The following is a 5,369-nucleotide window of genomic DNA, read 5'->3' on the forward strand; positions in this document are numbered from 1 at the left end:
GCTGGAGTCGTATCGTGGCTCACGCCAGACGGTAATCTTGTTGTGACGCTGGTGCCAGCGCTGGTCGTTGGTCTGGCGGTATTCGGCTTGGCCTTGTGGCGAATCCGTCGTGGTAAGTCCTCTAGTTCCCAGTGACAAGTGCAAGGAAATGGCGGCGGACGCTTGGCGACGCCGCAAATGGCCGTTTGGATGTCCCAACTGCTTAGAAAGAGGGGAGTGGAATGGCAACGATCGCTACATTGGCACTGCTCATGGGATTAGGCGCTACGCCGGCCGCGCAAGCACCTTACACCTTCATTGAAGGCAAAGTGCCGGAGGACGTGCAGCCCGATGGGAACTCAATCGTGTTCGAAGGGCCGAAGGAATTGGTGGTCATCGATACAGGCCGTCATCCGGAGCACACGGACAAGATCATCGCCGTGGCCAAGGCGCGAAACAAGCCGATCACTGCCATCATCAATACGCATTGGCACCTGGATCACTCGACCGGCAACGCGCGAATTCGCGCTGCCTACCCCGGCGCAAGGCTTTATACGAGTACAGCCGTGGAGAGCGCGCTGAAGGGATTTTTGATCCGTAATGCCGATAAGGCCAAGGCGCGGTTGGCAGATCCGGCCGTGCCGGAGGCGAACAAGGCTGATACGCGGCTGTATCTGAATGSGATCAGTGATCCTGCCAATCTGATTCCCGATCATCCCGTCACTGGACCAACGTCGATTAAATTGGGCGAGCGCGAGCTACGGCTGCATCTGGCGAAATACGCTGCGACCGAGGGCGATGTCTGGGTTCACGACCCGAGCAGCAAGACCGTATTCGTCGGCGATCTGGTGGTCGTGCCGCTGCCGTTCTTCGATACCGGCTGCGCTGAAGGCTGGCGCCAGGCGCTGGCCGAGATCGATCAGCTTGACTTCCAGACCCTCGTGCCGGGCCATGGTCTGCCGATGGACCATGCCATGTTCTCGACTTACCGCCACGCGTTTGATGCGTTCACTGCGTGCGCTGAGAGCAGCCAGCCTACTGCAAGCTGCGTTGCGACATGGATGCAGCAGGGCGCGCCTTTCGTCRCTATGCATCCGGATGCCAAATACACGGAGGAGGCGTTGACCTATTATGTCGATCAGGTCCTGCGCGTGCCGGCTAAGCGCAAGGAATACTGCGGCGAGCAAACGTGAATGCATTGCGCTGGATTGCTTACTGCCTCGTTGGCCTTCTGCTGTGCTGTGGGCTCGGCGCGCTGGCGTTTGATGCGCTAGTTGTGCGGCCGGACAGACTCGACGTAGCGCAGGCGGCAAAGCTGGTTGCCATCGCTTATGCGCCATCCGCGTACCTTGACAGCCCGGAGCGGCTGGCGCGTCGCACTCGGTACCTGTTGTCGCTGTCGTCGCAGTGATGCTAATGTGGGGTTATCGGGCTTAGAATACGCGGGTTCAATGCGACAAGTTTAAGGGAGTCCAAGTGCCTGCCATCGGGTTTAGCCATTACAACTTACGCGCCGCAAGGGCGATGCTTGACGAGTTGCGCGATTTCTACAGCGACGTGGTTGGCCTGGAAGTAGGGGCGCGGCCGCCATTTCGCAGCTTTGGCTACTGGCTTTATGCCGGAGGCCAGGCTGTCTTGCATTTGTCCGAAGCCCGTCCTGGTGAAGAGCGGGTGGCCCAGCCGCAAGGGACATTTGACCATGCTGCTTTCAGCTGCACGGGTCGAGCGGCATATGAGCATGAACTTTCGCGGCGGGGCATCAGGTACAGAGTTGGCGTCGTTCCGGAGACGCAGCTGGTTCAGATTTTCTTCAACGACCCGGCAGGGAACGGTGTGGAACTTAACTTTGAAGAGGCCGCCGATGGAAGCCGATGAACGCGCAGTCTGCGAAGTACACGCCACCTGGATCAAAGCCGTCAATGCAGGCGATCTGGCGTGCTTGCTGACATTGCTGATGGACGACGCCGTCCTTATCGGCCCGGGCCAGGCGCCAATTGGCAAGAACGAATTTTCGGCCAACCTTCCGGCAGCGCATCAGAAGAATTTTATCGACTGTGTCAGCGAGCTGGAGGAGGTCGTGGTGGCAGGCGATGTCGCATACACACGGGCGCGCGACAGTTTGACCATATCGCCGCGCGCAGGCGGCGATACGATGCGATTCGCCGGATACCGCATGACTGTTTACCGCAAATTGCAGGGCGGCCGCTGGCACCTGGCCCGCGATGCCCATACTCTTCAGGAGATCTAATGTTTGACCACGTCAAATTCGGCGTCAGCGACTTCGCTGCCAGCAAAGCGTTCTACCTCAAGGCTCTCGAACCGCTCGGTATAGAGATCGCCGGGGAAGGCGTGCCGACTTACGGCATTGAGCTGATTCGTCCGAACTGCAATACTTCCTTGTGCCTGTTCCAAACCGACGAGAAGCCGGCGCATCTTCATTTGGCTTTCGTCGCGGAGAACCGCCAGCAGGTTGACGCCTTCCATCGCGCTGCATTGGAAGCGGGCGCCAAGGACAATGGCGCGCCGGGTCTGCGTCCGAACTACAACGCGAACTACTATGCCGCGTTCGTGATTGGTCCGGACGGCCACAATATCGAAGTAGTGTGTCAGCAGCCCGAAGGCTGAGCTCCCGAATTGATCAGGGCTTGTATTGCATATCGGGCGGCACAAGATAGCGCGTGCCGTCGAAGGTAAGCGGTACGTCCCGCGTTACGGCCGGCTTGCTGGCCGATTCCTGAATAGTCTCGTGAACGGTCAGTTTGGCCGAACCCTCGCTGACCGGTTTCAGATCCGTCAGATAGCGAAGGCGCATCGCGCCGCTCTGGCCGAAGTTGGCAAGCAGATTGTCGAGCACGGGTACCAGCTTGTCGCCATCTTTGCGAAGGACGGTGGCGACAGCATAAATGCGATTGCCTTGTTCGATGAAGGTCAGGACTTCTACGCCGTTGACACCGGGCGCCAGTGGGACTGGCTTGTCCATCAGGCGCACTTCGGTGATCCTGCCGCCATACGGCTGATTGCGCAGATAGCTGGCCATGAGCTTACCGTCGCCGATGCGGCCCAGGATAACCAGGAGGGTGTCAGCTTTTCCTTTAGTCAGAGCCGTCGCGAGGACTACCTGTTTCTTATTGCCCGGCACCGTCTGACAGGCGAATTTCACGTTCTCATGGACGGTGTGGCCCATGCCTCGAACAGTCTCCCACAGCTCTTCTTCGCAGTAATCGCTCTTCCGGTCCTTTTCCACGCTGACGCGCTGCCACTTGCCGTTCTTCCAGGCGTTGGTGATGGTCAGGTCGTACTTTTCGTCGGATGCGGAATCCAGCACCAACTGACGCACTGGCACGGGCTTATTGTTCACCACGTTGTGCCACTCTTTGTAGTGAATGCAGCAGCCGCTCTTGCTGGTGGTGACCAGCTGATTGCCTTCGACGTCGATAGAGTTCAGCGAATCGAGTGACAAGAGTGTGAAAGCGGGGCTATGTTTGAAGGCGGCGTCACTCTCGTTCAGGAAAATGTCATAGCTGGGCTGCGAGTAGGGACCGCTGTTCCCCGTCTGGATAGCGAAATCGAGTTTGCCGTCCAGGTTGTAGTCCATTCCATTGATAACCCCGCCGTAGTCGTACATGGCGTTGGAGTTGGCCAGCGGTTTGCCATCGGGGATGTGCATACGGATGTCGGGGACGGCGATGGTCTGCAAGACCTGGCTTGAATCTTTGTGCGTGATCTGCACGAGGGCGGGACCGGTGCATTCGTCCGCGGCCTTACACTGCGTTAGCAGGCGGATGGTGAAGACGTGATCCGGCAGAATGCCCGGCAGCTCGAAGTGCTTTGCCGAGGTATCGGGCTTTTGCACCGCGTTGGTAAGCAGCGTGATGGTATTGATGCGCAGCTTGTACATCTCGGCCAGGCAGGCTTTTGGCTTATCCGCGAGCATGCACTCGCCGCGGCTTGCGTTCCATTCGCGCTGGCTGGTGCGGACAAGGGCCGTGTCGGCGGATGTGTTGAGCAAATCGCGATACGTTGTGGCGAGTTTGTCGTCCAGAGCGGACAACGCCTTGTCTTCGCAAATCGCTTTTTCGTAATTCTGTTTGGCTTTGCTGCAATCGAAGCCTGCGGCGGAGGCGGGAAGGGCGGCGGCCAATAACAGCGCGGCCGTAATTTGGTAGCGTAGGGATGTCGTCATATGATGGCAATTGTATTGCTTTTTATTTACTGCATGGTTGCCATGGGGACACAAAGGAAGACCTCCATACCGGTGTCAGCTTGTTGTCTCGCTGTCCTCCTGATGCTGGTTGAGGGAGCCGCGCAGGCGGTGACGCAGGATCAGGTGATGGCGGGCTCGGCGAGGCTTTATCGCGAACGGATTGAAGAGCTGCGCAGCGCGTATCGGCTGGATGACGATGCCCGCTTTGGCGCGCGCGTCGAGGCTGTGGCGCGGCCCTTGATTGAGCAAGCGAAGCGCGAGTTTCCCGAATCGGCGGATTGGAACTGGGAGTTGCATACGACCACGGACGGTGATGCCAACGCCTTCGCCATGGCAGGCGGTAAGCTGCTGGTGAGCCGCGCCTATGTTGTGGACCTGGGGCTGAATGATGCGGAGCTGGCGATGCTGCTGGCGCACGAGATCATGCATGCCGTGCTGCGGCACAATCTGAAAGAGTTTGATGAGGCACTGAGGCTGGAGCCGAAGTGGGGCGAGCGGCCATACGCGGAATTCGAGCACGCGATCGACAATGACAATACCCTGATGCGCAAGCTGGCCGGCTTCAACGCGGCGCAGGAAGAGGAGGCTGACCGCGAGGGGATGCGCTTTGCGGCGAGGGCCGGGTGGCCGCCGATGGCCCTGGCCGGCTACTACCGCAAGCTGGCGCGCAGCAGCGATAACCCGAATTTCGACAGTTTCGCCCATCCGGCGCCAGCGCGGCGTTGGATAGCGGCCAGGGAGCTGGCCCAAAAACTGGCCGCTGAGCAGGATGAGGCGGCAGGCCGCAGCCCGCAGCGTGCCGGCCGTTGAGCAGGTATAATCCTCCGCCATGCGTCTGAAATCGACAAAACGGCTGGCTTTCATCTGGCTCGCGTGCTTCGCGGTGCTGCTGAACGCGCTCGCGCCGACGATTTCGCATGCGATGGCCTTCGCCAAAGGCCATCCGCGCGTGTGGGAGATCTGCCTGAATGACGGCACCCGCCTGCGTGGCACCGGCGAGCTGGATGCCGCCACCTTCCTGGCGCTGACCGATCGCAGCAAGCCCGCGCGTGCCATCACGGGCATGCAGATGGACATGGAAGATTGCGCCTACTGCCTGCCGCATGCAGGCAGCACCGGCCTGCCGCCAACCGACGCACCCCCGTTGGTGCACCATGCGGCGCCCGCCCTGCGTCCACTGCTGTTC

8 protein-coding genes are annotated in these 5,369 nt (G+C 59.8%); 7 read left to right on the plus strand and 1 reads right to left on the minus strand.

Translation table 11 applies throughout. The annotated features are described in order from the left end of the window. Window positions 1–221: 221 nt before the first annotated feature. From AB4Z11_RS21660 to AB4Z11_RS21680, 5 genes are all read left to right on the plus strand, one after another. A complete protein-coding gene (locus AB4Z11_RS21660; RefSeq protein ID WP_442027595.1) occupies window positions 222–1,172 on the plus strand; it encodes an MBL fold metallo-hydrolase in 951 nt (316 codons plus the stop codon). Continuing rightward, window positions 1,169–1,390 carry a hypothetical protein gene (locus AB4Z11_RS21665; RefSeq protein ID WP_442027596.1) on the plus strand — a complete coding sequence of 74 codons (222 nt, stop codon included), beginning with the start codon at window positions 1,169–1,171 and terminating at the stop codon, window positions 1,388–1,390. The genes AB4Z11_RS21660 and AB4Z11_RS21665 overlap by 4 nt, the downstream gene beginning before the upstream one ends. Before the next feature lie 65 nt (window positions 1,391–1,455). Beyond that, entirely contained in the window at window positions 1,456–1,854 is a 399-nt protein-coding gene (locus tag AB4Z11_RS21670; RefSeq protein ID WP_442027598.1) for a VOC family protein, read from the plus strand. Continuing rightward, entirely contained in the window at window positions 1,841–2,227 is a 387-nt protein-coding gene (locus tag AB4Z11_RS21675) for a YybH family protein (RefSeq protein ID WP_442027599.1), read from the plus strand. The genes AB4Z11_RS21670 and AB4Z11_RS21675 overlap by 14 nt, the downstream gene beginning before the upstream one ends. Beyond that, the gene (locus tag AB4Z11_RS21680) at window positions 2,227–2,604 is read left to right on the plus strand and encodes a VOC family protein (protein ID WP_442027600.1); all 378 of its coding nucleotides are present in this window, start codon (window positions 2,227–2,229) and stop codon (window positions 2,602–2,604) included. Before AB4Z11_RS21675 ends, AB4Z11_RS21680 begins: the two co-directional genes overlap by 1 nt. 13 nt (window positions 2,605–2,617) lie before the next feature. Here AB4Z11_RS21680 and AB4Z11_RS21685 read toward each other — a convergent pair whose 3' ends face one another. Further along, window positions 2,618–4,216, minus strand: a complete 1,599-nt coding sequence (locus AB4Z11_RS21685; RefSeq protein ID WP_442027601.1) for a lysozyme inhibitor LprI family protein — start codon at window positions 4,214–4,216, stop codon at window positions 2,618–2,620. A gap of 48 nt (window positions 4,217–4,264) precedes the next feature. On the opposite strand from AB4Z11_RS21685, the gene AB4Z11_RS21690 reads away from it, so the two are divergent. Both AB4Z11_RS21690 and AB4Z11_RS21695 read left to right on the plus strand, forming a co-directional pair. Continuing rightward, window positions 4,265–4,993 carry a M48 family metalloprotease gene (locus AB4Z11_RS21690; protein ID WP_442027602.1) on the plus strand — a complete coding sequence of 243 codons (729 nt, stop codon included), beginning with the start codon at window positions 4,265–4,267 and terminating at the stop codon, window positions 4,991–4,993. A 19-nt stretch (window positions 4,994–5,012) separates the two neighbouring features. Continuing rightward, a partial coding sequence (locus tag AB4Z11_RS21695) for a DUF2946 domain-containing protein (RefSeq protein WP_442027603.1) occupies window positions 5,013–5,369 on the plus strand: 357 nt, incomplete at its 3' end.

Source organism: Pseudoduganella sp. RAF53_2, from assembly GCF_052113985.1.
In the GTDB taxonomy this organism is placed as follows: Bacteria; Pseudomonadota; Gammaproteobacteria; order Burkholderiales; family Burkholderiaceae_D; genus Rugamonas.

Bases quoted from the DNA above. Each gene is read 5' to 3' on its own strand.
- AB4Z11_RS21675 (WP_442027599.1), top strand. From the start codon at position 1,841: ATGGAAGCCGATGAACGCGCAGTCTGCGAAGTACACGCCACCTGGATC.
- AB4Z11_RS21680 (WP_442027600.1), top strand. From the start codon at position 2,227: ATGTTTGACCACGTCAAATTCGGCGTCAGCGACTTCGCTGCCAGCAAA.
- AB4Z11_RS21690 (WP_442027602.1), top strand. From the start codon at position 4,265: ATGCTGGTTGAGGGAGCCGCGCAGGCGGTGACGCAGGATCAGGTGATG.